This window comes from Cryobacterium glucosi, from assembly GCF_004402235.1.
Taxonomy (GTDB): domain Bacteria; phylum Actinomycetota; class Actinomycetes; order Actinomycetales; family Microbacteriaceae; genus Cryobacterium; species Cryobacterium glucosi.
The window spans coordinates 415296-439750 of sequence record NZ_SOFS01000012.1 but is presented as its reverse complement, the minus strand read 5'-3'; the positions used below and the strand labels follow the sequence as shown (position 1 = coordinate 439750).

Annotated in this window: 23 protein-coding genes and 1 tRNA gene; 21 read left to right on the top strand and 3 right to left on the bottom strand. The window is 68.4% G+C overall.

Annotation, left to right across the window (positions count from 1 at the left end; translation table 11 throughout):
• Positions 1-191: 191 nt before the first annotated feature.
• Positions 192-2891, top strand: a complete 2700-nt coding sequence (locus E3O46_RS04695; protein ID WP_134561187.1) for an Rne/Rng family ribonuclease — start codon at positions 192-194, stop codon at positions 2889-2891.
• Between the two features lie 117 nt (positions 2892-3008).
• Here the strand turns inward: E3O46_RS04695 and E3O46_RS04690 are convergent, their stop codons facing one another.
• Positions 3009-3281, bottom strand: coding sequence for a DUF4031 domain-containing protein (locus E3O46_RS04690; protein ID WP_134447926.1), 273 nt, complete (start codon positions 3279-3281; stop codon positions 3009-3011).
• A gap of 242 nt (positions 3282-3523) precedes the next feature.
• Here E3O46_RS04690 and rplU point away from each other — a divergent pair, with 242 nt between their 5' ends.
• The 10 genes from rplU to E3O46_RS04640 all read left to right on the top strand — a co-directional run bounded on the left by rplU (position 3524) and on the right by E3O46_RS04640 (position 10365).
• Positions 3524-3832: a 50S ribosomal protein L21 gene (rplU, locus tag E3O46_RS04685; RefSeq protein ID WP_134447928.1), complete on the top strand. Its 309-nt coding sequence runs from the start codon at positions 3524-3526 to the stop codon at positions 3830-3832.
• An 18-nt stretch (positions 3833-3850) separates the two neighbouring features.
• Positions 3851-4108 carry a 50S ribosomal protein L27 gene (gene rpmA / locus E3O46_RS04680; RefSeq protein ID WP_066595878.1) on the top strand — a complete coding sequence of 86 codons (258 nt, stop codon included), beginning with the start codon at positions 3851-3853 and terminating at the stop codon, positions 4106-4108.
• 79 nt (positions 4109-4187) lie between these two features.
• A complete protein-coding gene (gene obgE, locus E3O46_RS04675) occupies positions 4188-5753 on the top strand; it encodes a GTPase ObgE (RefSeq protein ID WP_134447930.1) in 1566 nt (521 codons plus the stop codon).
• Positions 5750-6535 carry a glutamate 5-kinase gene (proB, locus tag E3O46_RS04670; RefSeq protein ID WP_134447932.1) on the top strand — a complete coding sequence of 262 codons (786 nt, stop codon included), beginning with the start codon at positions 5750-5752 and terminating at the stop codon, positions 6533-6535. Before obgE ends, proB begins: the two co-directional genes overlap by 4 nt.
• A 52-nt stretch (positions 6536-6587) precedes the next feature.
• Entirely contained in the window at positions 6588-7856 is a 1269-nt protein-coding gene (locus tag E3O46_RS04665) for a glutamate-5-semialdehyde dehydrogenase (RefSeq protein WP_134561186.1), read from the top strand.
• 70 nt (positions 7857-7926) lie between these two features.
• The gene (locus E3O46_RS04660) at positions 7927-8073 is read left to right on the top strand and encodes a hypothetical protein (protein ID WP_241975425.1); all 147 of its coding nucleotides are present in this window, start codon (positions 7927-7929) and stop codon (positions 8071-8073) included.
• A gap of 13 nt (positions 8074-8086) precedes the next feature.
• A complete protein-coding gene (gene nadD, locus E3O46_RS04655) occupies positions 8087-8680 on the top strand; it encodes a nicotinate-nucleotide adenylyltransferase (protein ID WP_255454114.1) in 594 nt (197 codons plus the stop codon).
• A gap of 47 nt (positions 8681-8727) precedes the next feature.
• Positions 8728-9798 (top strand): hypothetical protein, encoded by a 1071-nt coding sequence (locus tag E3O46_RS04650; RefSeq protein WP_134561185.1) that lies wholly within the window; start codon positions 8728-8730, stop codon positions 9796-9798.
• Positions 9799-9838: 40 nt separating this feature from the next.
• Positions 9839-10216 carry a ribosome silencing factor gene (gene rsfS, locus E3O46_RS04645; RefSeq protein WP_134447942.1) on the top strand — a complete coding sequence of 126 codons (378 nt, stop codon included), beginning with the start codon at positions 9839-9841 and terminating at the stop codon, positions 10214-10216.
• Between the two features lie 73 nt (positions 10217-10289).
• A tRNA-Ala gene (locus E3O46_RS04640) sits at positions 10290-10365 on the top strand.
• 78 nt (positions 10366-10443) lie between these two features.
• Here E3O46_RS04640 and E3O46_RS04635 read toward each other — a convergent pair.
• Positions 10444-10695 carry a DUF1653 domain-containing protein gene (locus tag E3O46_RS04635; RefSeq protein WP_134559798.1) on the bottom strand — a complete coding sequence of 84 codons (252 nt, stop codon included), beginning with the start codon at positions 10693-10695 and terminating at the stop codon, positions 10444-10446.
• A gap of 169 nt (positions 10696-10864) precedes the next feature.
• On the opposite strand from E3O46_RS04635, the gene E3O46_RS04630 reads away from it, so the two are divergent.
• The 5 genes from E3O46_RS04630 to E3O46_RS04610 all read left to right on the top strand — a co-directional run bounded on the left by E3O46_RS04630 (position 10865) and on the right by E3O46_RS04610 (position 15729).
• Positions 10865-11161, top strand: a complete 297-nt coding sequence (locus tag E3O46_RS04630) for a FeoA family protein (RefSeq protein ID WP_241975426.1) — start codon at positions 10865-10867, stop codon at positions 11159-11161.
• The gene (gene feoB / locus E3O46_RS04625) at positions 11158-13128 is read left to right on the top strand and encodes a ferrous iron transporter B (RefSeq protein ID WP_134561184.1); all 1971 of its coding nucleotides are present in this window, start codon (positions 11158-11160) and stop codon (positions 13126-13128) included. The genes E3O46_RS04630 and feoB overlap by 4 nt, the downstream gene beginning before the upstream one ends.
• Before the next feature lies 1 nt (position 13129).
• Positions 13130-13657, top strand: a complete 528-nt coding sequence (locus tag E3O46_RS04620; RefSeq protein ID WP_134559802.1) for a NifU family protein — start codon at positions 13130-13132, stop codon at positions 13655-13657.
• A gap of 178 nt (positions 13658-13835) precedes the next feature.
• A complete protein-coding gene (locus E3O46_RS04615; protein ID WP_134447950.1) occupies positions 13836-15242 on the top strand; it encodes a phosphoribosyltransferase family protein in 1407 nt (468 codons plus the stop codon).
• Positions 15243-15309: 67 nt separating this feature from the next.
• Positions 15310-15729 (top strand): YchJ family protein, encoded by a 420-nt coding sequence (locus E3O46_RS04610; protein WP_134447952.1) that lies wholly within the window; start codon positions 15310-15312, stop codon positions 15727-15729.
• A gap of 37 nt (positions 15730-15766) precedes the next feature.
• Here E3O46_RS04610 and E3O46_RS04605 read toward each other — a convergent pair whose 3' ends face one another.
• A complete protein-coding gene (locus E3O46_RS04605; protein WP_134447954.1) occupies positions 15767-16141 on the bottom strand; it encodes a glyoxalase superfamily protein in 375 nt (124 codons plus the stop codon).
• Between the two features lie 195 nt (positions 16142-16336).
• On the opposite strand from E3O46_RS04605, the gene E3O46_RS04600 reads away from it, so the two are divergent.
• From E3O46_RS04600 to E3O46_RS04580, 5 genes are all read left to right on the top strand, one after another.
• Entirely contained in the window at positions 16337-17371 is a 1035-nt protein-coding gene (locus tag E3O46_RS04600; RefSeq protein ID WP_134561183.1) for an LLM class flavin-dependent oxidoreductase, read from the top strand.
• 98 nt (positions 17372-17469) lie between these two features.
• On the top strand, positions 17470-19680 hold the full coding sequence (glgX, locus tag E3O46_RS04595) for a glycogen debranching protein GlgX (RefSeq protein WP_134447958.1): 2211 nt from the start codon (positions 17470-17472) through the stop codon (positions 19678-19680).
• Entirely contained in the window at positions 19677-22055 is a 2379-nt protein-coding gene (gene treY / locus E3O46_RS04590; RefSeq protein ID WP_134561182.1) for a malto-oligosyltrehalose synthase, read from the top strand. Before glgX ends, treY begins: the two co-directional genes overlap by 4 nt.
• Positions 22052-23863, top strand: coding sequence for a malto-oligosyltrehalose trehalohydrolase (treZ, locus tag E3O46_RS04585; RefSeq protein WP_134559810.1), 1812 nt, complete (start codon positions 22052-22054; stop codon positions 23861-23863). The genes treY and treZ overlap by 4 nt, the downstream gene beginning before the upstream one ends.
• Positions 23860-24384 (top strand): hypothetical protein, encoded by a 525-nt coding sequence (locus tag E3O46_RS04580; RefSeq protein ID WP_134561181.1) that lies wholly within the window; start codon positions 23860-23862, stop codon positions 24382-24384. The genes treZ and E3O46_RS04580 overlap by 4 nt, the downstream gene beginning before the upstream one ends.
• Positions 24385-24455 lie beyond the last annotated feature (71 nt).

Sequence of the window (24455 nt, the reverse complement as noted above, 5' to 3'; positions counted from 1 at the left end):
CAGAGAAGGCTTAATGGGCCGTAACAGCCCAGATTCATTGGTCCCACGACCAAAGGTATTAGCAGCCAGAGCCAAGAGCCGGTTGCGAACGAAGAGGATTCCCGAGGTGAACGCGCAAGCGTTTTTCTCGCACGAGAGAGTAGCCGGATGGGTGGCGCGGTCGCCCAAAACGGTCAAGGAGCGCACCAGTAATGGTGGAAGACAACGAAAACACCAAAAAACGCAAAGGTCTGTTCGGATCCCGCCGTCGGCGTGTAGCCGCCGCGGCGATCGCGCCAACGGAAGCACCGGCCACGGTACCCGGCGCCGCGACAGACGCCGTGGAGGCACCGACAGCACCATTCCTCGAGGGGGAGCCCGCACCCTGGGCGTCCACCGCGACGACCCCAGCCGAACAGGACACCACCGTGGACCAGCCGACTCCGCCCGTCGAACCCGCACAGCCGGTTCGCAGGCCCTCGACCTCTCTTCTTTTCCAGGCGCCGAACATCGTGCCGCTTCCGGCACGTGCCGGAGCCAGGCGCGACGATTCGCGTGCCTTCGACGATCGTCAGGACGGCAACCGCCCAGACGGGGATCGTCAGGACAGCCGCTCGGGCAACCGCCAGGACAACGGCGCGGAGAACCGTCACGACCGCAACCGCTCGGACAACCGTCCCGACGGCCGCTCGGACCGCGATGAGTACCCGGACGAGACGTCGACCGTCCGCCGCCGCGCCCGCCGCAGGCCAGGCGACGAGAACCGCTCCGGTGCCGACGACCCTGCCAACACCGTCGTCCGGGTCCGCGTTCCGCGCGAACCCGAGCTCATCACCGAGCCGCAGCGGATCAAGGGCTCGACCCGCCTCGAGGCCAAGAAGCAGCGCCGCCGCGACGGCCGCGACGCCGGGCGTCGCCGTCCGGTCATCACGGAGGCCGAGTTCCTCGCCCGCCGTGAATCGGTCGACCGGGTCATGGTCGTTCGGGCCAAACACAACAAGATCCAGATCGGCGTCCTCGAGGACGGCGTGCTCGTCGAGCACTACGTCGCCAAGAACCAGGACGCATCCCTGATCGGGAATGTGTACCTCGGCCGGGTACAGAACGTGCTCCCGAGCATGGAAGCCGCCTTCGTCGACATCGGACGAGGCCGCAACGCCGTGCTGTACTCCGGTGAGGTCGACTGGGAAGCCGCGGCGGAACATGCCGCCAACAGCAACCAGGCGCGTCGGATCGAGCTCGCGCTCAAGCCAGGCGACAAGGTGCTCGTCCAGGTCACGAAGGACCCGATCGGCCACAAGGGCGCCCGGCTCACGAGCCAGGTCTCGCTTCCCGGCCGGTACCTCGTCTACGTGCCGAACGGCTCGATGAACGGCATCAGCCGCAAGCTTCCGGACACCGAGCGTGCCCGCCTCAAGAAGATCCTCAAAGAGGTCCTGCCGGACAACACCGGCGTGATCGTGCGTACCGCCGCGGAAGGTGCCACCGACGAGCAGCTGACGCTCGACGTCAACCGCCTCACCGAGCAGTGGGCATCCATCTCCAAGCTCGTCGACACTGTCCAGGCCCCCGCGCTGCTGCACGGTGAGCCCGACCTGCTGATCAAGATCGTGCGCGACGTCTTCAACGAGGACTTCCAGAAGATGGTCATCTCCGGGGACGAAGCCCGCGAGACGATCCAGACCTACCTCGGCCAGGTCGCCCCCGACCTCGTCGACCGCGTCGAGCGTTACGAGGGCGAAAACGACGCCTTCGACGAGTACCGCATCTCCGAGCAGATCGAGAAGGCCCTCGACCGCAAGGTCTGGCTGCCCTCCGGCGGTTCCCTCGTGATCGACCGTACAGAGGCGATGACCGTCGTCGACGTCAACACGGGCAAGTTCGTCGGTTCCGGCGGCAACCTCGAGGAAACCGTCACGAAGAACAACCTCGAGGCCGCAGAGGAGATCGTGCGTCAGCTCCGGCTGCGCGACATCGGCGGCATCATCGTCGTCGACTTCATCGACATGGTCCTCGAGACCAACCGCGACCTCGTGCTGCGCCGCCTGCTCGAATGCCTGAGCCGCGACCGCACCAAGCACCAGGTCGCGGAGGTCACCTCGCTCGGGCTTGTGCAGATGACCCGCAAGAAGCTCGGACTGGGACTCCTCGAGTCGTTCAGCGAGAACTGCGAGGCCTGTGCGGGCCGCGGAGTCGTCATCCACCACGACCCCGTCACCAAGCACCGCCAGACCGCCCAGCCGCCCCAGGAACGCCGCCCGCGCAGCAAGTCGGGCAACTCAGGCAACGACAACGGCAACGGCAACGGCAACGGGAGCAACGGCGGCAACGGGAACGGCAACGGCGGCAACAACGGCCACCGCGGCGGTAACTCCGGCACCAACGGATCCGTGTCCGAGCAGGCGAAGGCCACATCGGGCACGCACGGGATCACCGAGGATGCCAAGCACGCACTCGCCCTGATCGCGGCCAGGACCATCCCGCGCGCCCTGACCGGGTCCATCCCGATCATCCACGTGCCGGATGCCCCCGCGTCCGTCCCCGTCTCCGCAGAGCAGGAGGTGCACGCGAACGAGTCCACAGCCCCGGTCGAGCCCACGGTCACGCCCGTCGCCGAGGCATCCGCCCCCGTGGAGGCGCCGAGCATCACCCAGGCCGTTGCCGCGGACCTGACGGAGGCCAACACCGGTTCCGTCGAGATCCTCGACATCCCGGTGCGGAAGTCGTCCCGCGCCCGTCGTACCGTGAGCAAGCAGGTCACCGACCAGCTGCTCGACTCGGTGCTCGAGTCGCTCCCTGAGCCCAAGCAGCCCGGCCAGGGCCGCTCGCGCAGCCGCAGGGTCACGACGGCCGGCGGCTCGACGTCGAACGCGCAGCCCATCGTGCTGCCGGCACGGGAGACGCAGAACTAGTTCAGCACGAGCCCAGGGGCATCGGGGCCGTACGGCGGTCGACTTCGGTCGGCCGCCGTTTTCCGTACCCGCGACACGCCGAGACACGCCGCGACGCGCCGCCGGGCCGCGGTGGGTTCAGCGTCCGGAGCGTTCGCGTCCGGACACGCGGAGCCCGCTCGCGCGCAAGCGCAGCACGAGCTCCCTGTTGCCCACCGGAAGCGCCCCAGCCGCCACGAGGGCCTCGTAGCGGTGCGCGGGCACGTCATAGTGGTCCAGGTCGAAACCCCGCAGGGGAATGCCGTTCGCCGCGGCGAAACCGTGCAATTCTTCGAGCGACACGTCGCTGACGAGGTGCGACCAGACCGTATCGTGCGCGGGCCATGTAGGCTGATCTATCAACACGGTCATCCCAAGATTGTATGTTCCCCGCAGCGTTGTGCCGGGGGAGCAGGCGATCCCCGGTCGATCCCAGCCCCAGTTTGACCGGGGCAGGTTGATCAGCTAAACTCGACTGTTGGTGTGCGTTGGGCCTGAGCCCGCGCTGACACCTAAGGTTTTCTGACAGAGACGGGCCGACTTGGGCCGTTTACGCAGTAACTTTCCATCATAGGAATCGGGGCCTCACGGCTCCCCAGAGATAGGTACGTAACGTGGTTTACGCAGTTGTGCGCGCCGGTGGGCGGCAGGAGAAGGTAGAGGTCGGGACCATCGTAACGATGGACCGAATCAAGGCTGACAAGGACGGCAACGTCGAGCTGGCCGCAGTGCTCCTCGTCGATGGCGACAAGATCACCTCTGACTCGAAGTCTTTGGCCAAAGTCACCGTGACCGCCGAGGTCCTCAACGACCTCCGCGGCCCGAAGATCGTCATCCAGAAGTTCAAGAACAAGACCGGTTACAAGAAGCGTCAGGGGCACCGTCAGGAGCTCACTCGCGTTCAGGTCACCGGCATCGCCTAGGCCCGAGGAGCAGAACAAATGGCACACAAAAAAGGTGCGAGTTCCACTCGCAACGGTCGCGACTCCAACGCCCAGCGCCTCGGCGTGAAGCGCTTCGGTGGTCAGGTTGTCGGAGCGGGCGAGATCATCGTCCGCCAGCGCGGCACCCACTTCCACCCCGGCGTGAACGTCGGCCGCGGTGGCGACGACACGCTGTTCGCCCTCGAGGCCGGCTCGGTCGAGTTCGGCGCGAAGGGTGGCCGCAAGGTCGTCAACATCGTGGTGGCTGCCGCGTAGGCATCCACAATCTGTAAGCGTGAGGGCGGGCTTCGGCTCGCCCTCTGCTTGTTTTACGCCACCTGAAAGGGGCACCCCCATGGCCACATTCGTTGACCAGGTCACGCTGCACCTGCGCGCGGGCAACGGCGGCAACGGCTGTGTGTCCGTCAAGCGGGAGAAGTTCAAGCCCCTGGCCGGCCCCGACGGCGGCAACGGCGGAAACGGCGGCGACATCGTGCTCGTCGCCGATCCCCAGGTGACCACGCTCCTCGGCTTCCACCGGTCCCCGCACCGCAGCTCCGTCAACGGCGGTCCCGGCATGGGCGACCACCGCGCCGGTTTCAGCAGCGAGATCATGGAACTCTCCGTACCCCTCGGCACCGTCGTCAAGGACGTCGACGGCAACGAACTCGCCGACATGACCGAACCGGGTTTCCGGATCGTCGTGGCCCCCGGCGGCCAGGGCGGGCTCGGCAACGCCGCACTCGCCTCCTCGAAGCGCAAGGCCCCCGGTTTCGCACTCCTCGGCACCTACGGCTGGGAAGGCGATGTCCAGCTCGAGCTCAAGACTGTTGCGGACGTCGCCTTCGTCGGCTATCCCTCCGCAGGCAAGTCCAGCCTGATCGCGGCCATGTCCGCCGCGAGGCCCAAGATCGCTGACTACCCCTTCACGACCCTGTTCCCGAACCTGGGCGTCGTCGACGCCGGCGAGGTGCGCTACACGGTGGCAGACGTTCCCGGCCTGATCGAGGGCGCGAGCGAGGGCAAGGGCCTCGGCCTCGAATTCCTGCGCCACGTCGAACGCTGCACAGCTCTCCTGCACATCCTCGACTGCGCGACCCTCGACCCCGACCGCGACCCGCTCAGCGACCTCGACGTGATCCTCGGAGAACTCGGCGCCTACCCGGTTCCGGAAGGCCAGAAACCCCTCCTCGACCGTCCCCAGCTGGTCGCGCTCAACAAGATCGACGTTCCAGAGGCCCGCGAACTCGCGGACTTCGTCAAGGCAGACCTCGAAGCCCGCGGCTACCGCGTCTTCGAGATCTCCACCGTCAGCCACGAGGGCCTCCGCCAGCTGAACTATGCCCTCGCCGAACTCGTCGAAGCAGGCCGCATCGAGTCCGCCGCGGCACTCGCGGCCAAGCCGCGCATCATCATCCGTCCGAAGGCCGTCGACGACAGCGGTTTCGTCGTCAAGGTCGAGGGCGGCTCGTTCGGCAACATCTACCGCATCATCGGCACCAAGCCCGAGCGCTGGGTGCAGCAGACCGACTTCACCAACGACGAGGCCGTCGGCTTCCTCGCCGACCGCCTGGCCAAGCTCGGCATCGAGAACGAACTCTTCAAGGCGGGAGCCGTCGCCGGCTCGACCGTGATCATCGGCGCAGGCAACGGTGTCGTCTTCGACTGGGAGCCCACTCTCACGTCGACGGCGGAGCTCATCACGGCCCCCCGCGGCACCGACACCCGCCTGGACGACTCGAAGCGTCGCACGAGCAGCGAGCGCCGGGAAGAGTACTTCGGCCGGATGGACGCCAAGGCGGCCGCCCGTGCCGAGCTCATCCGCGAGCGCGACGCCGGAATGTGGACCTCTGGCGAGGTCGAGTACAACGGCGAGAGCGCCCCAGCAGGCTCGGAAAGCAGCCAGGAAGACTCCGAGTGAGCGTCCTCGGGCGGGACGACATCAAGACGGCGGCACGCATCGTCGTGAAGGTCGGGTCATCCTCGATCAGCGGCGCGAACGTGTCGCAGATCTCCCCGCTCGTCGACGCCCTCGCCGAGGCGCACGCCCGCGGCGCCGAGATCGTCCTGGTCTCCTCCGGTGCGATCGCGACCGGGATGCCGTACCTCAACCTCGAGGAACGGCCCACCGACCTCGCAACCCAGCAGGCCGCGGCCTCCGTCGGCCAGAACCTCCTGATCTTCCGCTACCAGGACAGTCTCCGGCGCTACTCGATCATCGCCGGGCAGGTGCTGCTCACCGCCGGCGACCTCGAGAACCCGTCACACCGGTCCAATGCGCGCCGCGCGATGAACCGGCTGCTCGGGCTGCGGATCCTCCCGATCGTGAACGAGAACGACACCGTCGCCACCCACGAGATCCGCTTCGGCGACAATGACAGGCTCGCGGCCCTCGTCGCGACCCTGATCGGAGCCGACCTCCTCGTGCTTCTGAGCGACGTCGACGCCCTCTATACCCGCCCGCCGCATCTCCCAGGGGCGGAACGCATCCCGCACATCGCGGCAGGCGACCGGCTTCCCGGCGTGGAATTCGGCGCGAGCTCCTCCGGTGTCGGCACCGGTGGGGCCGGTACGAAGGTGTCAGCGGCCCGGATTGCAGCGGAAGCTGGAACGGCCGTGCTGGTCACCTCGACAGGGCTCGTCGCCCAGGCCCTGCGCGGCGATTACGTCGGCACCTGGTTCGAACCGACTCCCCGGCTGTAACCTGTCCGGTCCTGGCCCCGCGGGGGTGGGAAACGTGCCGTAAACTACCGGCATGCTGCAGTCACCCGTCGACTCCCTCCGGCTCACCCTGACCCTCGATGCGGCGCGCAGGGCCTCGATCGTCCTCGCGTCCACTCCGACCTCGCAGAAGAACAGGGCGCTCACCGCGATCGCGGACTCCCTGCGCAGGAACACGGCAGACATCCTCGTGGCGAACCGTGACGACCTCGCCGCCGGCGCCGCAAACGGACTCAGTACCGGTCTCCTCGACCGGCTCACCCTCGATGAGGCCCGCGTGGCCGGCCTCGCGGACGCTGTGCTCCAGATCGCGCTCCTGACAGACCCCGTCGGCGAGGTCGTCCGAGGCAGCAGCCTGCCCAACGGTGTGAAGATCAGCCAGGTGCGGGTGCCCTTCGGCGTCGTCGGCGTCATCTACGAGGCGCGGCCCAACGTGACCGTCGATATCGCGGCGCTCGCGCTCAAGAGCGGCAACGCCGTCGTCCTCCGCGGCGGATCCGCCGCCGAGAACACCAACCGGGTCCTGGTCGCCCTCCTCCAGTCAGCCATCGACTCCGTCGGCCTGCCGGGGGACGTGGTGCAGACCATCGATCCCTTCGGGCGCGAGGGCGCGACCGAACTCATGCAGGCCCGCGGCCAGGTCGACGTGCTCATTCCGCGCGGAAGTGCCGGCCTGATCAATGCCGTCGTCACCCAGTCGAAGGTCCCGGTCATCGAGACCGGTGCCGGCGTCGTGCACATTTTCCTCGACGAGAGCGCCAACCGGGATTGGGCCGTCGAGATCGTGCACAACTCGAAGGTGCAGCGCCCGAGCGTCTGCAACGCCGTCGAGACCCTCCTCGTCCACGAGGGCGCCGCTGACCGTCTCCTGCCTGCCGTCCTCGGTCGTCTCGCCGCCTCCGGGGTCACCATCCACGGCGACGCCCGCGTCCAGGCGCTCTTCCCGGACGCCGTCCCCGCGACCGAATTCGACTGGGAGACGGAATACATGAGCCTCGACCTCGCGGTCGCGGTCGTTCCCGGCCTCGATGGGGCGCTCGCGCACATCCGCCGGTATTCGACGGGCCACACCGAGTCGATCATCACGAACGACATCGTCAACTCCGAACGGTTCCTGAACGAAGTGGATTCCGCGGCCGTCATGGTCAACGCATCGACCCGGTTCACCGATGGCGGCGAATTCGGCTTCGGTGCCGAGGTGGGCATCTCCACCCAGAAACTGCACGCCCGAGGCCCGATGGGACTCCAGGAACTCACGAGCACGAAGTGGATCGTGCGCGGCAGCGGACAGGTGCGGGCCTAGTCCGAACGGCCCCACTAGAATGGTGCGGTACTGCACGTCACGCGTGCCGTCCCGCAGAAAAGGAGTGTATATGCCGACGTTCGTCTACGGCCTGATTGCCCTGGTCACCTTCGGCGCCCTCGGCGGGGTCGTCTGGTCCTACCGCGATGTCGCCAACCGCCACGCCGAAAAGGCGCGCGCATACGCCGCAGCGCACGGCCGCGTCGACGAGCACTAGGGACACCGTCTCCGTGACTGAGCGCCGCCCCCGCATCGGCGTCATGGGCGGCACCTTCGATCCCATCCACCACGGCCACCTCGTCGCCGCGAGTGAGGTGGCGCAGAGCTTCCACCTCGACGAGGTCGTCTTCGTGCCGACCGGGCAGCCGTGGCAGAAGAGCGACGTGACCGAAACCGAACACCGCTACCTGATGACCGTGATCGCGACGGCGTCGAACCCCCGTTTCACCGTGAGCCGCGTCGACATCGACAGGGTCGGCCCGACGTACACGATCGACACCCTGCGCGACCTGCACGCCCAGCGCCCTGATGCCGAACTGTTCTTCATCACCGGTGCCGACGCCATCCGCCAGATCCTGAGCTGGAAAGACGTGCAGGAACTCTGGGACCTCGCCCATTTCGTCGCTGTGAGTCGACCGGGACATGAGCTCACCATTTCGGGATTGCCGAACCAGGACGTAAGCTTGCTGGAAGTTCCGGCATTGTCGATATCGTCCACCGACTGCCGTGCACGCGTGAACCGGGGTTTCCCGGTCTGGTATCTGGTTCCCGACGGGGTCGTCCAGTACATCTCAAAGCATCATCTGTATCGGAGTGTGGCATGACGTTGGGTACTAACCCACCGCCACTGACGCGTCGTCAAGCGCGCGAGTTGGCAAACGGGCACCAGCCCGACGCGCCCTCCGCTGCGCAGAAACACTCCCCGCACCACACGCAGCCCGCGCAACCGGTCACCCCGGCGGCCCCGTCAGCGGATGCCCCCACTGTCGAGCCCGAGTCTCTTCTGGTCCTGCCGTCGACCGGTGGACCCGCGGCCGAATCCGGACCCGTCATCCTCGCTGAGCTCGTTCCCGAAGCCGAAGCTGAAGCCGAAGCTGAAACCCCGGCGGCGCCGGAATCCGGCGCAACGACCGACGCCGTCGAGACTCCCGGTGAAACCAGCGCCGGGACTGCCGCGGACGTTCCGGTCCGCGAGCACACCCTGACCCGGCGCGAACTCCGCGCCTTGCAATCCGCCGAAGCGCCTCCGGCCGAGGATTCCCTGCTCGCGGCCGTCGCGACGCTCACCGCATCCCGACCCCTCACTACGCCAGCTTCCCCCGCCGAGGAGCAGGACAATGTCCGCCCGCAGGGTCGCCCGGTCGAGCCGGAACCCATCGCCTTCATGGTCGACGTCGCGCCGAGCCCCGTCGGCGAGACCCGTCCCGGCTCCCTGCACCCTCCTGTCGGGCACTGGTCGCTCGACCGCGGCGAAGAGAACGACCTGCTGCCCGGGTTCGAGACGCTCGCCCCGTTCGACCAGCTGGTGAACCAGGGCGTGAGCGCCGGCGGCATCCCGACCACGACGAACGCGCTGATCCTTCCCTCGATCCCGCACCAGGGCAACTCCTCTGGTCCGCTGACGAGTACCGGTGAAATCATGATCACGGGCTCGATCGACCTGCCACGCAGCCTCGGCGAAACCGGGGTGCACCCCAACGTCTACGACTCCTCCGAGATGGACCGCATGCTCGACCAGCTCGACGAGGGCGGCCACCGCAACGGGATCGTCCCGGTGAGCGCCAGTCGCGCCGTCAGCACCCACGCGTCGACCCGAGGCGTCATGGCCCCGCCGAAACAGCGCGGACTCACGCTTCCCACCGTTCTCACCGTCACCGTCGGCGTGCTCGCCGTCGGCGTGCTGGCCCTGTTCGCGGTCGGCTACTTCCTCCACATCTTTTAATGCCATTTCACTCGCTTTCACTAACACAGGGATTCATTCGATGACCGCTTCTGCCCACGCTCTCGAGCTCCTCAAGCTGGCCGCCGCCGCCGCAGACTCGAAAGCGGGGGAGGACCTCGTCGCGATCGACGTTTCCAGCCCTCTCCCACTGACCGACATCTTCCTCATCGTCACCGGCCGCTCCGAGCGCAACGTCGTCGCCATCGCCGGCGAGATCGAAGACCAGCTCACCGCAGCCGGTCACAAGCCGCTGCGCCGCGAAGGCCGCGCTGAGGGTCGCTGGGTTCTCGTCGACTTCGGCGACCTCGTCGTGCACGTCTTCCACGAGGAGGAGCGCGTGTACTATTCCCTCGAGCGACTCTGGAAGGACTGCCCCGTCATCCCGATCGAACTGCCCGTCCACAAGGTCCAGGACTGACAGTGGTCACAACAGGCTTCCGCATGTAGTAGCCTAGAGAAGTTGTTTCGGGGGAAAACCTGAAACACAATCTGGGTCCGTGGCGCAGCTGGTAGCGCACCTGCATGGCATGCAGGGGGTCAGGGGTTCGAATCCCCTCGGATCCACCAAGACAGGAAAAGCCCCGACTTCGGTCGGGGCTTTTCCTGTATCAGAGCTGCTTCCAGCACGATGTCAGCTCGGAATATTCAGTCCCGGATATCCAGCACGGAGTGCGCTGCGGCGTCGGTGTCGATCGGGGCGAACCGGGGAACCGCCTGTCCGTCGATGTTGACGGACTCCAGGAACATCACCAGGGGACGCACCCACAGGCCACGATCGCCGTAAAGCGCCGTGTAGACGACGAGCTCCTCCTCGGTCTCCGAGTGCCGGGCGACGCCGATCACGTCGTACAGATTGCCCTTGTAGTGCCGGTACCGCCCTGGCGTTATTCCTGTCATTTTCGCTCCCGCTTTCCGAACCCAGTATCCGGCATAGGCGCAGCGAGCGAGCGGGCGAACCCACCCGGCCGGGAGCGGGAGTAGGTAAGCCTGCCCTAACTTCAGCTAGGCTGAGGGTGAGCGCTCCGCAGTCGGCGGGGAGACCCGACGACGCCGAGGAGAACGTGAAGTGAGAGTGTCCAGCCGGGTAGACGGATCGCCTGCGGCCACCACACCTCCGCTGTCGAACCCCTGCGGCCTGGAGGCGCTGCCGATCGGAGTGCCTGCCCGCATCATCGATGTGGGAGACCACGGTACGGCCCCGTACGCCGGTCGCCTCGGTGACCTCGGCTTCGTCGCCGGCGCCAGGATCGAGCTCCTCCGCCGGGCGCCGCTCGGAGACCCTGCCGTGTACCGGGTCCGTGGCTACGACATCTGCCTCCGACTCGCGCAGGCCCGCGGCATCCGCGTGACAACGACTCTGTGACGGACGCATCGAGCGGGCCGGACTGCCACGGCGGACCGACCGGCGGCACCGTCGTCACCGGCGCCCCGCGCACGGCGCTCGTCGGCAGCCCGAACGCCGGCAAGACGAGCATCTTCAACGCCCTCACAGGACTCCGGGCGAAGACCGGCAACTATCCCGGCGTCACCGTCGGCCGGTCCGTCGGCGTCTTCCGCTCGGGCGGCCAGGATTTCGTCGTCGAGGACCTGCCAGGCACCTATGGCCTCGAGCCGGTGAGTCCGGACGAGCAGATCGTCACCGACCTGCTCCAGGGCCGGCTCACCGGGGTCGAATCGCCCGACGCCCTGGTCGTCGTGATCGACGCGACGACGCTCTGGCGGTCACTGCGGCTCGTGTCGCAGGTCCTGCGCCTGCACCGGCCGGTGTGCATCGCCGTGACCCTCACCGACGAACTCATCACCCGCGGCGGGCGCCTCGACATCGCCGGGCTCGAACGGGCCCTCGGCGTGCCGGTGGTCCGGGTGATCGGCAACCGGCGCATCGGCATCCCCGAACTCCGCATGAAGATCGCCGGCTGGCGGAACTGGGCGGTGCCCGTGCTCGATCCACCGACAGACCCGGCCGAGCTCGAGGCCTGGACCGAATCCATCCTTTTGGCGAGCGAGTACCGCCCGGCGCAGCCCGACAAAACCACCCAGCGGATCGACGCGGTGCTGCTGCACCCGGTGTGGGGCACCGCGATCTTCATCGCGGTCATGGTCACCTTCTTCCAGATCATCTTCTCCTTCGCAGCACCCCTGCAGGGACTCGTGGAGACGTTCTTCGGCTGGCTCGCCGGACTGGTCGACGTCTTCGTGCCGGTGCCCTGGCTCGCGGGCCTGCTCGGTGACGCGATCATCGGAGGGGTGGGCGCCGTCGTCGTCTTCATCCCGCAGATCATGCTGATGTTCCTGCTGATCTCCCTGCTCGAGGGCGTCGGCTACATGTGCCGGGCCGCGTTCCTGATGGACCGCATCATGTCGCGGGCGGGGCTCGAGGGCCGGGCGTTCGTCGCGCTGATGAGTTCCTTCGCGTGCGCGGTCCCCGGGATCATGGCGACCCGCACGCTGCCGTCGGCCAAGGACCGCATCGCGACGATGATGGGCGCGCCCCTGATGACCTGCTCGGCACGGCTGCCGGTCTACATCCTCCTGATCGGGATGCTCGTCAGCCCGGAGTCCCGCATCGGCCCGCTGCAGACCCAGGGCGTCATCATGTTCTGCCTCTACTTTCTCGGGGCGGTGTCTGCCATGCTCGCGGCCTGGATCGTGAAGACCGTGCAGGACCGGAACGGCCTCCTGATGCCGTTCTACATGGAGATGCCGCCGTATCGCGTCCCGACGCTGCGGTCCATCTGCCTCACGATGTGGGATTCGTCCCGGGCCTTCCTGCGCAAGTGCGGAACGATCGTCATGCTCACGACGATCGTGCTGTGGCTCCTCCTGAACTTCCCGTTGCACTCGACCGCAGAACTGACGGCATCCGGTGTCGACGTCACGGATGAGGGCGCGGTGACGTCCTTCGTGATGGACCACAGTGCGGCGGCCTCGATCGGCCGTGCCGTCGAACCGGTCTTCGCGCCGCTCGGCTTCGACTGGCGCGTCAACATCGGCGTCGTCGCCTCCCTCTCCGCGCGGGAGACCTTCGTGGCAACGCTCGGCCAGATCGCCGCAGCCGACGACCCGGACAACCCGTCCGCTGCCCTCTCCGCCATGACGTACACCGACGGCGCCCATGCCGGCGACCGGGTCTTCACGGCCCCGACGATCGCCGCGCTTCTGGTCTTCTTCGTGTATGCGCTGCAGTGCATGTCCACGGTGAGCGTGATGAAGCGGGAAACCGGCACCTGGAAGTGGCCGGCCATCGCGTTCGGGTACATGTTCGTGCTGGCCTGGAGCTCGGCGTGGATCGTCCACGGCATCGTCGCACTCGCGACCGGGACGGCCTGAGATGATCCCGCTGCACCCGGAAGCCGTGCACGACCGCCCAGAGGCGCTCCGCTGGGTGATGCCGCCCGGTTCGCTCGGATTCACCGGTGCCGTCCGATCGGCACCGGGCGACCTCGGTCGCCTGCTCGACACCGGCGTGCTCACCGGGCTCACGGTCGGTGCCGGCTCCGTCACGACGTGCCTTTCCGCGACCTGCAGCTGGTCCTCGGAGGGCGCGGCGGTGCGGAGCGCGCTGCACGCCGCCCTCGAGAATCCCGCGGAGTGGGTTCCTGCCGTTGCGGGGACTCCCGGCACGCGCGACGCCGACCTCGCCGTGGCGGCCCGCACCGTGCTGTCCGGGCGCGTCGGCGACTTCATCCGCTCCCACGGCGGCGTCGTCGAGCTCGTCTCTGCACACGACGAGGTCGTCACGGTGCGCCTGACCGGCTCCTGCAGCGGATGTCCCGCCGTCGGGTTCACCCTGCACGCCCGCGTCGAGCGCGCCCTGCGCGACCTCCACCCCGGACTTCGCTCGCTCGTGGCGGTCTGAATCGCTCGTCCACCCGGTCGCCGGTGCGACTTTCGGCGATCCGCCACCCCTCCGGGATTCATTCCGACCGCGGAATGAATCGGCTTTCGGCCGTGCCCGTCTCGAACACGCCCTATTGCGATTCGCCGCACCGGACCATGATGGTGAACGATTCTGCAGTCCAGAGGAGGTGGGGGCGATGGTCCTGTTCAGTGACCGGGTGGATGCCGGCCGGCAGCTTGCCGAGCGGCTCGAGTACCTGCGGGGTACCGACACGATCGTGCTCGGCCTGCCCAGGGGAGGGGTGCCCGTCGCTGCGGAGGTCGCGAGGGTTCTCGCCGCGCCGCTCGACGTGATCGTGGTCCGAAAACTCGGCGTTCCCTTCCAGCCGGAACTCGCGATGGGAGCGATCGGCGAGGACGGCGTCAGGGAACTCAACCCGGACATCCTCTCGATGGCCAGCATCAGCGCGGACGAGCTCGCGACGGTCGAACGCCACGAACGGGCCATTCTCGACGCCCGCGTCGCGGAGCTGCGCAAGGGCAGGGAACGGGTCGACGTGCGCGGTCACACCGTCGTCATCGTCGACGACGGGATCGCGACTGGTGCGACGGCGCGCGCCGCCGGGGACGTCGCCCGGCTGCACGGCGCAACGCGGGTGATCCTGGCCGTCCCGGTGGCTTCGGCGGAAGCGCTGCTCGACCTCACGAGCTTCGACGAACTGGTCTGCGTGAACGTGCCGCGCCGCCTCGTGGCCGTCGGCAACCATTACATCGACTTCGCGGCCACAACCGACGACGAAGTGACCGCGCTGCTGGACGCCGCCGCCAGGCGGATCCGTTCCGGACGCCATGCCGGCGGATCCGGGCTCGACCGTGACGTGGAGATCCCGGTCGGCACGGTCGTCCTCGAGGGGCACCTGTACCTTCCCGAGAACGCCCCCGCGGTCGTCGTGTTCGCCCATGGCAGCGGGAGCAGCCGCCACAGCCCGCGCAACCAGTTCGTCGCCGACGTCCTGCACCGCGCCGGCCTCGGCACCCTGCTCCTCGACCTGCTCACGCCGGGGGAAGAATCAGACCGGGCCAACGTGTTCGACGTCGGGCTCCTCGCCGGGCGCCTGGCCGCGGCGACCGAGTGGCTCCTCGGCCGGCCGGACACCCGGTCCTGCCGGATCGGCTACTTCGGTGCGAGCACAGGTGCCGGCGCCGCGCTCTGGGCCGCTGCCGACGCCGACGAACGGCTCGCGGCCATCGTCAGCCGCGGCGGCCGTCCCGACCTCGCGGGGGACCGGCTCCCCGAGGTCACGGCCCCGACGCTCCTGATCGTCGGCGGCGCAGACCCGGGCGTGCTCGACCTCAATCGCCGGGCCAGGACCCGGATGCGCTGTCGCAACCGGCTCGCGGTCGTCGAGGGTGCGACCCACCTCTTCGAGGAACCCGGAGCCCTCGCCACCGCGGCGAACCTCGCGTGCGACTGGTTCGTGTCCTACCTGTTGGCCGGGGCCGAGACCGGAGAATCCGGCGAGGCTGCCGGGCTGGTCGGCGTTGCGGAGGGTGACGACGCCACCGAGGTGCGCGCCCAACCGGAGTCGGACGTCCAGTACTGATCTCCTCGCCCCTGATCCCGTTGCCCGGAATTCGCCCCGGTCTTCCGGCGGCGGCGATAATGGTGCTGTGCCGAACCCCCGTGACCCCCGCGCCGATCCGCACGCGCAACGCCCGGAACACTGCCCGTGCCTGAGCGGCGAGCGCTATTCGGCGTGCTGCGGCCCGCTGCACGCCGGGGTCAGTTCCGCACCGACGGCTGAGCGCCTGATGCGATCGCGCTACTCCGCCTTCGCCGTCGGCGACGTGGACTACCTGCTCGACTCGTGGCATCCGAGCACCCGACCCGCGCACTTCGAACTCGACGACACCCTCCACTGGACACGTCTCGATATCGAACGCACCGAAAAGGGCGGACCATTCGACTCGACCGGTGTGGTCGAATTCACCGCATACTGCCGCCAGGGCGGTGTGCGGAGCGCCCAACACGAGGTGAGCCGCTTCACCCGCGTCGCCCAGCGCTGGTACTACGTCGACGCCGAGGTCTGACCCGACCCGTGCCCCGACCGGGCGCGGGAGGGCCCGGTCACGAGTCGCGCGGAGGGAGCTCCTGGAGCGTCCAGGCGTTTCCGTCCGGATCGGCGAAGGTCACGAAGCGACCCCAGGGCTGCTCATCGACGGGCGTGGCGTCGACACCGTGGTCGCGCAAATGCCGCCAGGCCTCGTCCGCGTCCGGCACGACGACCTGCACCCCACGCTGGGAGCCCGGTGCCATATCGGTGATCCCGGTGCCGAATGCGATCGAGCACGCGGAACCGGGCGGGGTCAGCTGCACGAAACGAAGCGTGTCGCTGACCTGGGAATCGAAGTCGGCATGGAAGCCGACCTGATCGACGTAGAAGGATTTCGCCCGGTCGACGTCGGTCACGGGAACGAAGATGAGCTCGATCTTCCAGTCCATGCTTTCTCCATTCGTGGGGGGCGTGCGACGCGACGTGGCGATGAACGACGGATGCTGACACGATAATGCGATCCGGGCGGAATACCAGCGTGGTGCCGGAGGTTCGGGTAGTGGATGCATTTGCATAGACATGTGCAGGGATGCGCGGCAGGACCAGACCCGGCAACACCACGACCGGCAACAGAGGAGCATGGCATGGCACAGGAGCTTGAACTCGGACTCGACACCTTCGGAGACGTGACCTGGGATGCCGACGGCGCGCCCCTGCACCAGGCGCAGGTGCTCCGCAACGTCGTGGCTGAAGGGGTCCTCGCCGAGCAGGTCGGCCTCGACTTCTTCGGCATCGGGGAGCACCACCGCACGGACTTCGCGGTCTCGGCGCCCGAGGTCGTGCTCGCGGCGATCGCAGGGCGGACCGAACGCATCCGGCTCGGATCTGCCGTGACGGTGCTGAGTTCCGACGACCCGGTCCGGGTGTTCGAGCGCTTCGCGACCCTGGACGGCGTATCGAACGGCCGCGCGGAGGTCATCCTCGGCCGCGGCTCCTTCACCGAATCCTTCCCGCTCTTCGGTCTCGACCTCGGTGACTACGAACGGCTCTTCGAAGAGAAACTCAACCTCTTCGCCGAACTCCTCAAGGAAGAACCGGTGACCTGGACGGGAACGACCCGCGCGGGGCTCACCGACCAGAGCGTGTACCCGCCGACGGAGTCCGGGTCCATGCGCACCTGGGTCGGCGTCGGCGGCAGCCCGCAGTCCGTTGTCCGCGCCGCCCACTACGGGCTCCCGCTCATGCTCGCGATCATCGGCGGCTCACCCCTCGCCTTCGCACCCCTCGTCGAGCTCTACCACCGCGCCCTCGGCGAATTCAAGCGTCCGACCCAGCCGATCGGTGAACACTCCCCGGGGTACGTCGCCGAAACGGATGCGCAGGCGCGCGAGGAGATGTGGCCGCACTATGCCGCGATGCAGGAGCGCATCGGGCGGGAGCGGGGTTGGGGTCCCGTGAGCCGCGCCCAGTTCGAACACGATGCCGGACCGGAGGGCGCCCTGTTCGTGGGCTCGCCGGAGACCGTGGCGGCCAAGATCGTCGCGACGGCGCAGGGCCTCGGCCTGTCGCGTTTCGACCTGAAGTACAGCCTCGGCACCCTCAGCCACGAGAAGCTCATGTCGAGCATCGAGCTGTACGGCACCCGGGTGGCTCCGCTGGTGCGGGACGCGCTGGGTTGATCTCCCAGCTGGGGAGGTTCGTGACGCGGTAGCGTACAAGGGGTGCCGCCTGCCCGCTCGGGTGAGCGCATCCACCGGAAATCAGCATAAGGAGTCCCTTGGAAACCTGGCCAGGCACCGCGTACCCCCTCGGAGCGACGTTCGACGGAACCGGAACGAACTTCGCCATCTTCAGCGAGGCGGCGGAACGCGTCGAACTGTGTCTCTTCGACGATGACGGCACCGAGACCCGGGTGGAGGTCATCGAGTCGAGTGCGTTCATCTGGCACTGTTACCTGCCGCTCGTGCAGCCGGGGCAGCGGTACGGCTACCGGGTGCACGGCGACTACAACCCAGCAACGGGACACCGCCTGAACGAGAACAAGCTCCTGCTCGACCCGTACGCCAAGGCCACCTCCGGGACGATCGACTGGGATCCGTCGCTCTTCTCCTACAACTTCGGCGACCCGGATTCCCGGAACGACGACGACTCTGCGTCGCACATGATGCTCGGTGTCGTGGTGAACCCGTTCTTCGACTGGCTCGGCGACCGCCCGCCGCGCACGCCGTACAGCGAATCGTTCATCTACGAGGCCCACGTGAAGGGCCTGACCGAGCTCATGGAGCTCGTCCCTGAGTCGCAGCGCGGCACATACGCGGGGGTCGCGCATCCCGCGGTCATCGACCACCTGCAGAAACTCGGAGTCACGGCCATCGAACTGATGCCGGTGCATCAGTTCGTCAACGACGGGACGCTCGAGGAGAAGGGGCTCCGCAACTACTGGGGCTACAACACGATCGGCTTCTTCGCCCCGCACAACGCGTACTCCTCAACGGGGGATCGCGGCCAGCAGGTGCAGGAGTTCAAAGGAATGGTGCGCAGCCTCCACGATGCCGGCATCGAGGTCATCCTCGACGTCGTGTACAACCACACCGCAGAGGGCAACCACCTCGGCCCGACCATCTCGTTCAAGGGCATCGACAACGAGGCGTACTACCGTCTGATGGACGACGACAAGCGGTACTACATGGACTACACGGGCACGGGAAACACGCTCAACGTGCGCCACCCCCATGTCCTCCAGCTCATCATGGATTCCCTGCGGTACTGGGCGATCGAGATGCACGTCGACGGCTTCCGGTTCGACCTGGCCTCCGCCCTGGCCAGGGACCTCTACGACGTCGACAAGCTCTCCACCTTCTTCGAACTCGTCCAGCAGGATCCGATCGTTTCCCAGGTGAAGCTCATCGCCGAGCCGTGGGACGTCGGCCCCGGCGGTTACCAGGTCGGCAACTTCCCGGCCCAGTGGACGGAATGGAACGGGAAGTACCGGGACACCGTCCGCGACTTCTGGCGGGGTGAGCCGTCGACCCTCGGAGAGTTCGCCTCGCGGATCACGGGCTCCGCGGATCTCTACGAGCACTCCGGGCGGCGTCCGGTGGCCTCGATCAACTTCGTCACGGCGCACGACGGCTTCACCCTCTCCGACCTCGTCTCCTACAACGAGAAGCACAACGACGCCAACGGCGAGGGCAACAACGACGGTGAGTCGCACAACCGGTCCTGGAATTCCGGTGCGGAGGGCCCGACGGACGACGCGGAAGTCCTCGCCCTGCGCGCCAGGCAGCACCGCAACTTCCTGACCACCCTCCTTCTGTCCCAGGGCGTGCCGATGCTCCTGCACGGCGACGAGCTCGGCCGCACCCAGCAGGGCAACAACAACACCTACGCCCAGGACTCCGAGCTCAGCTGGATCCACTGGGACACGGCAGACCAGCCGCTCATCGAATTCACCGCCGCGATCTCCCGGCTGCGCAAGGACCACCCCACCTTCCGCCGCAGCCGCTTCTTCGACGGACATCCCAACGTCCGCGCCGCCGACGGCGACACCCTGAGCGACATCGTCTGGCTGAACAGCGACGGCGAGGAGATGCGCACGGAGGACTGGGACGAGGGCAGGGCGGGCACGGTCGCCATGTACCTCAACGGCGACGGCATCCGGGAACGTGACTATCGCGGCCAGCCCGTCGTCGACGTCAACTTCCTCGTGTGCTTCAACACGGACGCCGAGGACGTCGAATTCCGGCTGCCCCCTGCGATCTACGCTCCGCAGTGGGAGATCGTGGTCGACACGGCCGGCGAAGGCGCCGACGCGATCCCGCGCCCGGCCGGCGCGATCCAGACGGTCAAGTCCCGGTCCGTCGTCGTGCTCCGTGCCTACCAGGCGCCCGAGGTCGCGCCTGACCATTCCGTGGCAGCCTCCCTCGCCGGCCTCGCCGGAACGCCGACGGCGCTCGCGCTCAACCCGGACCACCCGGTCGAACCATGAGGATCCCGCACTCGACCTACCGGTTGCAGATCACCGCGGCCTTCGACCTCGCCGCCGCTGAGAGGGTCCTCGACTACATCGTCGGCCTCGGCGCGGACTGGATCTACCTCTCGCCGCTCCTCACCTCCGCCGACGGCTCCGACCACGGTTACGACGTCGTCGACCACGCGGCCATCGACCCCGCCAGGGGCGGGCCTGAGGGGCTCCGCCTGCTCGCTGCAGCGGTGGCGGATGCCGGGCGCGGCATCCTCGTGGACATCGTGCCCAATCACATGGGCGTCGACGACCCGCACCGCAACGCCTGGTGGTGGGACCTGCTCCGATTCGGGCAGGACTCCCGTTATTCGGAGGCGTTCGACGTCGACTGGGCGGCGGGCGATGGAAAGATCCTGCTTCCGGCCCTCGGCGACGCGGGAGAGGGCAGCGAACTCGACCGGCTCGAGATCGTCGGCGACGAGCTGCACTACTACGACCACCGGTTCCCGATCCTCCCCGGCACGGCCGACGACGGCGCCGATCCCCGGACCGTGCACTCGAGGCAGCACTACACGCTGGTCAACTGGCGCCGTGCCGACCGGGACCTCAACTACCGGCGCTTCTTCGCCGTGAACAGCCTTGCGGGCATCCGCGTCGAGGTTCCCTGGGTCTTCGACGAGTCGCATCGCGAGATCGTTCGCTGGGTGCGGGACGGCCTCGTTCAGGGCATCAGGGTCGACCACCCCGACGGCCTCGCCGACCCGGGCGGTTACCTCGACCGGCTGCGCCTGGCGACCGACGGAACGTACGTGCTCGTCGAGAAGATCCTCGAGGGCGACGAGACCCTGCCGACGAGCTGGTCCACCAGGGGCACGACGGGCTACGACGCCCTCGCCGACGTCGACCGGATCCTCGTCGACCCGGCGGGACGGCCGGCCCTCGACGCGCTCGAGAAACGCCTGCAGGACGATTCCCCGGAACCGGGGGAGAACGGCCGCCCGCAGACCTGGGCCGAGCTCGTCTCCGAGCGGAAACGAGGCATCGCCGACGGCATCCTGGGCTCAGAGGTGCGCAGGATCGCACGCCTCATCCCCGGGATCCCCGGGCCGGAGGCGGTCGACGCCCTCGCAGAGCTGCTCACCGCCATGCCGGTGTACCGCTCCTACCTCCCGCTCGGCTTCGAGCTGGTCGACGAGGCCGCACGGCGCGCGTCCGACCGCAGGCCGGACCTCGCCGGAACGATCGGCCGGCTCCTGGCCGTGCTGGCCGACCCGCGGACCCCCGCTGCCGTCCGGTTCCAGCAGACCTCCGGCATGGTGATGGCCAAAGGCGTCGAGGACACCGCGTACTACCGCTACAGCCGGCTCACCTCGCTCAACGAGGTCGGAGCAGACCCCTCGGAATTCTCCATCGATGCGGATACCTTCCACGCGCGCCAGCAGGCCAGGGCGGCGACCTTCCCTGACTCGATGACGACGCTCTCCACCCACGACACGAAACGGGGAGAGGACGTCCGCGCCCGCATCACCGTCATCGCCGAGATTCCCGCGGAGTGGGAGGCGACCCTGGACACGCTTCGCACGAATGTGCCGCTCGGCGACGGCCCGCTCGAGAACCTGCTCTGGCAGGCGGTCGTCGGGTCCTGGCCGGCCAGCCGCGAACGCCTGGGCGCATACGCGCTCAAGGCCGCCCGCGAATCCGGAACGTCGACGACCTGGAACGCCCCGGACGCCCCCTTCGAGGAGAAGCTCGAGACCCTGGTCGCCGCGGCCTTCGACGACCCCACCGTCACGGCCGCCCTCACGGACTTCGTGGAACGGGTGCGGCAGGCGGGCTGGAGCAACTCCCTCTCGGCCAAGCTCGTGCAGCTCACCATGCCGGGAGCACCGGACGTCTACCAGGGCAGCGAACTCTGGGAGACCTCCCTCGTCGACCCGGACAACCGGCGCCCCGTCGACTACACCGTCCGCCGCGGCATCCTCGCCCGTATCGACGACGGATGGCTGCCGCCCATCGACGAGACCGGCGCCGCGAAGATGCTCGTCACGAGCCGCGCGCTGCGCCAGCGCCGCGACGCCCCCGAACGGTTCTTCCGCCACGCGGCCGTTCCGGCATACGGCGCCGCCGCGGCACACCTGCTCGCCTTCGACCGCGGCGACGCCGTCACGGTCGCCACCCGGCTTCCGCTCGGCCTCGCAGCACAGGGAGGCTGGCGGGACACCACGATCGTGCTCGCCGGCATCCCGGTGACCGACGTCCTCACCGGCGAACGGTTCGCCGGCGGCACCCTCCTCGTGCGCGACCTGCTGCGCCGCTACCCGGTCGCCCTCCTCGTGCCGGATCAGGGCACGGGCCAGGGGATCGAATCACCGATCGTCACGGGGGAGGCCGGCAGATGAGCAGAGCAGAGCCCACCAACGAGGCCTGGGATGTCGAGGTCTGGGCGCCGCACGCCCAGGCGGTCGACCTGTTCCTGCGCGACACCGCCCCCGGCTCTGCCGGGGAACCGGTCACCCGGTCCCTGGCCAGGGCGGAGGGCGGCTGGTGGCGCCTGCGGATGTCCGACGGCCGGGCAGAGCCTCGCGACTACGGATTCGTGATCGACGGCGCAGGGCCGTTCCCCGACCCGCGTTCCCGCCGCCAGCCCGACGGCGTGCATGCCCTGTCCCGCACCTTCGACCCCGGCGCGCACGCCTGGCAGGACTCGCGGTGGACCGGCCGCCAGCTCGCGGGCGCCACGATCTATGAGCTGCATCTCGGTACCTTCACCCCGGAGGGCACCCTCGACGCCGCGGCAGCACGCCTCGGCCACCTGGTCTCACTCGGGATCGACTTCGTCGAGCTCCTGCCGGTCAACGCCTTCAACGGAACCCACAACTGGGGCTACGACGGCGTGCTCTGGTACGCCGTCCACGAGGGCTACGGGGGACCCGCCGCCTACCAGCGCTTCGTCGACGCCTGCCACCAGGCCGGCATCGGAGTGATCCAGGACGTCGTCTACAACCATCTCGGGCCGAGTGGGAACTACCTGCCGGAATTCGGGCCGTACCTCAGCGAGGCGGCCGGGAACACCTGGGGTTCCTCGCTGAACCTCGACGGACCGGACTCCGATCCGGTCAGGCGGCACATCATCGACAACGCCCTGATGTGGCTCGACGAATATCACGTCGACGGGCTGCGCCTCGACGCCGTGCACGCCCTCCGCGACGATCGGGCAACCCACCTGCTCGAGGAAATGGCCGGGGAGGTCGCCGCGCTCAGTGCCTTCGCCGGTCGCCCGCTGACCCTGATCGCCGAGTCCGACCTCAACGATCCACGCCTGATCACCCCGGCGGAGGCCGGAGGCTACGGCCTCGACGCACAGTGGAGCGACGACTTCCACCATGCCGTGCACGTCGCACTGACCGGGGAGACCACCGGCTACTACGCCGACTTCGCCCCGCTCAGCGCCCTCGCCAAGGTCCTCACCGACGGCTACTTCCACGACGGAACGTTCTCGAGCTTCCGCGGCCGCAGGCACGGCCGTCCGATCGACAGGCAACGGATGCCGGCCTGGCGTCTCGTTGTCGGCAGCCAGAACCATGACCAGATCGGAAACCGTGCCACCGGCGATCGCCTGACCGGCACGCTCGACGCAGGCCAGCTCGCCATCGCCGCGACCCTGACCCTTCTCGGCCCCTTCACCCCGATGCTCTTCATGGGGGAGGAATGGGGTGCGACCACGCCGTGGCAGTTCTTCACCTCGCACCCGGAGCCGGAACTCGGCGCGGCGACCGCGACCGGGCGGATCAGCGAATTCGCGCGGATGGGCTGGGATCCCGCACTCGTGCCCGACCCGCAGGATCCGGCGACGTTCACGAGGTCCCGGCTCGACTGGGACGAATCCGAGCGTCCAGGACCCGCACGGCTGCTCGGCCTCTACCGACGGCTCGCAGAACTGCGCCGCGAGGTGCCGTCCTTCACGGAACCGCGCCTTGACCGGGTCGGTGTCGAGTACGACGCCGAGGGGTCCTGGCTGCGCCTGGTCCGTGGTTCCGCGGAGATCCTGGTGAACCTCGCAGCGGATGCCCGGCGCATGCCTGCCGGGTCCGGCGCCGTGCTGCTCGACTTCGGGACGGACGGGCCCGCGCTGCTCTCCCGCGCGGACGACGGGTCCGTCGTGCTGGCACCGCACTCCGTGCTCGTCCTCGCCCAGGCGGCCTCGTGAGCGGTCAGCGCGGCTTCCTGTCCGCGGAGACCGGAACGGCCCTTGCCGCACTCGCGGCCCTCGATTCCGCAGCGGACCCGCTCGACCGCGTACGCGGCATCCGCCGGCTGCTGCTCGCCCTCGACGCCGACCCGGCGACCCTCGCCGCGGTGCGGGACGCCCTCGCCGCCGGTACCGGCTGGGAGGCCATCGCGGCGGCGGCCGGGCTGAAACCACCGGCGGCCAGGTGGCGGTGGAGCGGTTCGGATTCCGAGATCGCCGCCCGCCTCGAGGCAGGCCGGAAGCGATCGGCCCGTCCGAGTTCCGTGCCGACCGAACTGCCCGGATACTCGGTCGCGGAGGCGGCGACGAGGCTCGGTATCACCGTCCAGGCCGTCTATCTCCGGGTGAGCCGGGGTAAACTGGCCAGCCAGACCATCGAGCTGCCGGACGGCCGCTCGTATAAACGGGTCTTCCTCGACGCAGCGGACGACGTGCCGAGCCCGCCGGACGCGTCCGGCCAGGCCGGCCGGACCACGTGAACCGGATCGGGCGGATGCCCGCAGCTTCAGACCCACACACACGTGCCGAAACCACATACGTGCCGAAACCA